The organism is Nocardiopsis halotolerans DSM 44410 (genome assembly GCF_000341065.1).
GTDB lineage: Bacteria > Actinomycetota > Actinomycetes > Streptosporangiales > Streptosporangiaceae > Nocardiopsis > Nocardiopsis halotolerans.
This window is the reverse complement of the sequence record NZ_ANAX01000001.1, coordinates 1-4,000: the sequence shown is the minus strand read 5'-3', so window position 1 is coordinate 4,000 and position 4,000 is coordinate 1. Positions and strand designations below refer to the sequence as shown.

4 protein-coding genes are annotated in these 4,000 nt (G+C 72.3%); 3 read left to right on the top strand and 1 reads right to left on the bottom strand.

What is annotated here, in order from left to right:
• Together D455_RS0100020 and D455_RS0100015 are read left to right on the top strand one after the other, a co-directional pair.
• Window positions 1-561 (top strand): zinc-binding dehydrogenase (locus D455_RS0100020; RefSeq protein WP_017568709.1); only part of this gene is annotated, 561 nt, incomplete at its 5' end.
• Window positions 558-1,190, top strand: coding sequence for an MBL fold metallo-hydrolase (locus D455_RS0100015; RefSeq protein ID WP_017568708.1), 633 nt, complete (start codon window positions 558-560; stop codon window positions 1,188-1,190). The genes D455_RS0100020 and D455_RS0100015, both read left to right, overlap by 4 nt.
• Window positions 1,191-1,253: 63 nt before the next feature.
• Here D455_RS0100015 and D455_RS0100010 read toward each other — a convergent pair whose 3' ends face one another.
• On the bottom strand, window positions 1,254-1,718 hold the full coding sequence (locus D455_RS0100010; protein WP_017568707.1) for a GNAT family N-acetyltransferase: 465 nt from the start codon (window positions 1,716-1,718) through the stop codon (window positions 1,254-1,256).
• A gap of 220 nt (window positions 1,719-1,938) precedes the next feature.
• Here D455_RS0100010 and D455_RS28720 point away from each other — a divergent pair.
• The coding region (locus D455_RS28720) for a serine hydrolase (protein ID WP_083922073.1) at window positions 1,939-4,000 on the top strand (2,062 nt) is incomplete at its 3' end.

Genomic DNA, 4,000 nt, shown 5'->3' with positions numbered 1-4,000 from the left:
GGTGTGGGGCTGGGGGACGCGGTGGCCGTCATCGGCTGCGGCGGCGTGGGCAGCGCGGCGGTCGCCGGTGCGCGCCTGGCCGGGGCCAACCGGATCATCGCCGTGGACCTACAGGACCGCAAGCTCGAATGGGCCCGCGGTTTCGGCGCCACCCACACCGTCAACGCCTCCTACACCGACCCGGTCGAGACCATCCGCGACCTGACCGGGGGTTTCGGCGCCGACGTGGTCATCGACGCGGTGGGGGTGCCCAGGACCTACGAGCAGGCCTTCTACGCCCGCGACCTGGCGGGCACCGTCGTGCTGGTGGGCGTGCCCACGCCGGAGATGCGCCTGGACCTGCCGCTTCTGGAGGTGTTCGGCCGCGGCGGAGCGCTGAAGTCCTCCTGGTACGGGGACTGCCTGCCCTCGCGTGACTTTCCCATGCTCGTCGACCTGTACCTCCAGGGGCGTTTGGACCTGGACGGCTTCGTCACCGAGACGATCGGCCTGGACGAGGTCGAGGAGGCCTTCGCCAGCATGGAACGCGGCGACGTCCTGCGCTCGGTGGTGATCCTGTGAGCGGCGCGCGTGTGGAACACCTGACCACGTCGGGAACCTTCGCCCTGGACGGCGGGGAGTGGGAGGTCGACAACAACGTCTGGCTGGTGGGCGACCGCGACCAGGTCCTGGTGATCGACGCGGCGCACGACGCGAACGCGATCATCGGCGCGGTGGGCGACCGCGAACTGGTGGCGGTGGTGTGCACGCACGGGCACAACGACCACGTCAACGCCGCCCCGGCGCTCGCCGAGGCCACGGGGGCGCCCATCCTGTTGCATCCGGCCGACCGGGTGCTGTGGGACATGACCCACCCCGACCGGGCGCCCGACGCCGAACTGTCCCAGGGACAGACCGTCAAGATCGCCGGAACCGAGCTGACCGTGCTGCACACCCCGGGACACGCTCCCGGCGCGGTGTGCCTGTACGCACCCGAGCTGGGTGTGCTGTTCAGCGGGGACACGCTGTTCCAGGGCGGCCCCGGAGCGACGGGACGGTCCTACTCGGACTTCCCGACGATCGTGGAGTCCATCCGCGACCGTCTGCTGCCCCTGCCGGAGGACACGGTGGTCAACACCGGGCACGGCCCGTCCACCACGATCGGCGCCGAGGCCCCGCACCTCCAGGAGTGGATCGACCGGGGCCACTGAGGGAACGTCCGCCGGGGGCGCGCCGCGCCCCCGGCCGCGGCACCCGTGCCCGCGGAACGCGGGTCAGTCCAGGAGCAGCTCGCCGACCGTCTCGCCGCCCAGCACCCGTCCGGTGGCCCGGAAGCCGAGCCGGAGGGAGAACTCCTCCGACCCGCCCTCGCCCCGCACCCACAGCACGGTGACGCGGTCCTCGCCCCGGCGGCGGGCCTCCTCGCACACGGCCCGGACGGCGAACCCGCCGTATCCCCTCCCCTGTCTGCCCTCGGCGATGTTGAGGCGCCAGACACCGCACCGGAAGTCCGGTTCGGGCTCCTCGGGAGCGAAGTTGGCCATGACGAAGCCGACGGCCTCGTCGCCGTCCATGATCAGCCGGGGCCACGCGGTCTCCCGGGCGGCGTAGGCCTCGGCCAGGGAGCGTTCCACGGGGGCGACGAACCGGTTCTGGTCCTCGCGGACCCGGACACCGCAGGCGGTGACGACGTTGTCGGGGGTGATCTCCGCGAGGCGGAGGGAGGAGGGGGCGGTCATAGCCTGCACCCTATGCCCCGGTTCGGGCATCGGCGAAGGGTTTTCTCCCGCGAAGGACGGACCCGTCCACTACGGTTGGGCCCGGCTTCCTCCCCCAGGCCGTCGGTCGGTCACCGACGCCCCCGTCGCCCGGTTCCGCGGCGTTGGATCCGGCGACACCGGGTGGGCGTACGGACACCGGTCGACCCCCCAGCGCCCCCGAGAAAGCAGGAGAACACTGGTGAACAGCACCGACGCGATCCCCCGTCGCTGTCCGAGGTCACCGGACCGAGCGCGTCGACCGGCCCTCAGGGTGCTCGCCGCCGTCGGCGCCGTCCTCGCGTTCGTGAGCGGCTGCGCCGCCCCCATGCCCGGCACCGCCCCCGCGCCCCCGGTCCCCGCTCCCGGCGCCGCCGGTGAACTGACCGAGGAGGACGTCAACGCCTGGCTCGACGGGCTCGTTCCCGCCTCCCTGGAGACGGCCGGGATCGCGGGAGCCGCCGTGAGCGTCGTCCACGACGGTGAGATCCTCACCTCCCGCGGCTACGGCTACTCCGACACCGGAGTGGGTCACGAGTACGGCGAGACCGCGGCCGGCGACATCGTTCCGCTGCCCGTCGATCCCGACGGGACCCTCTTCCGGGTGGGGTCGGTGACCAAGCCCTTCACCGCCACCGCGGTGATGCAGCTGGTCGAGGCGGGGGACCTGGACCTGGACGCCGACGTCAACGAGTACCTCGACTTCACCCTGGAGACCTCCTTCGACGAGGCCGTCACCCTGCGCCACCTGCTCACGCACACGGCGGGGTTCGAGGAGAGGTTCGAGGGGATGATCCAGCCCGAGGGCACCGACCCGGACCTGCGTGAACACGTCACCGACGATCCGCCGGAGCAGGTCTACCGGCCCGGCACGGTCCCCGCCTACTCCAACTACGGGTACGCGTTGGCGGGGTACGTCGTCGAACGGGTCAGTCAGACCCCCTTCGAGGACTACGTCGACGAGAACGTGCTCGCACCGATCCGGATGGACTCCTCCAGCGTCCGCCAGCCCCTCCCCGACGATCTGCGGGACTCCCTCTCCGAGGGCTACACGACCGACGACGGCGGACCCCGGGACTTCGAGACCGTCGGGGGCGCTCCGGCCGGGGCCCTGTCCGCCACGGCCACCGACATGGCCCGCTTCATGCTCGCCCACCTGAACACCGAGGGAACCGACGGCCCCGCGCTGCTGGAACCGGACACCCTCGCCCTCATGCACGAGCCCGCGCTGGACGAGGAAACCCTGGGCAACATGGCCGAGGGGCCCAGGATGGCCCTGGGGTTCTTCGAGGAGGACCGCAACGGGCACAGGATCCTCGGCCACGGGGGTGACACCCGGTTCTTCCACACCCACATGCAGATCTATCCGGAGGACGGCGCGGGCGTCTTCGTGACCCTCAACAGCGGCGGGCGCGAGGCGACCTCCTCCCTCCGCCTGCGCGAGGCGGTGACGTCCGGCTTCGCCGACCGCTACTTCCCCGCCGAGGAGCGGGAGGAGACCCCTTCCTCCGACGGTGAACCGGTGCCCGAGCAGTCGTCGCGGGACCGCGCCGAGACGGTGGCGGGCACCTACGTCAGCTCCCGGACGGTACACAGCAACTTCATGTCGGTCGTCAACGCCCTGGGCGGAACCATGGTGACGGCCCGGTCGGACGGAACCATCCTCGTGGTGCCCGGTCCCGAGACCGGACGGCCCACCGCCTACGAGGAGGTCCAGCCCTGGGTCTGGCGTGAGGTCGGGGGCCAGCGGCTCCTGACCGCGCGGGTGGAGGACGACCGGGTCAGCGCTCTCGGCTACGGCGCGGCGTTCACCCTGCTCCGGGCCGACCCCCCGCGTTCGGTCACGGTGGCGCTGCCCGTGCTGGCCCTGTCGATGACGGTCCTGGTGGTGGCCGTCCTGTCCTGGCCGGTCGGCGCCGTGGTGCGGTGGCGTCTGTCGCGGCCCGGGCGGGAGCGGGCCGGACGCCTGGCCCGGGTCCTGACCCGGATCGCCATGGGGGTGGCCGTGGCGGCGGCGGTCGGCTGGGCCGTGGCCATCAGCATGATCGCGGGTTTCCAGGACGTGCCTCCAGCCGTGTTGCGGGTGCTCCAGGCCGCCCAGCTGGTGGGCATGGCCGGTGCGGTTCCCGCGGCGGTGGTGGTCTTCGACAACGTGCGCCGCCGGGTCGGGTGGGGCCGGTGTGTGGGGAGTGTGCTGGTGTTGGCGGCACTGGTGGGCTGCGGCTGGTTCGCCGTGACGTTCAGGCTGGTCGCCCCGAGCGTCT

Excerpts from the sequence above, each read along its gene's own strand:
- D455_RS0100010 (WP_017568707.1), bottom strand. The coding sequence starts at position 1,718 with ATGACCGCCCCCTCCTCCCTCCGCCTCGCGGAGATCACCCCCGACAAC.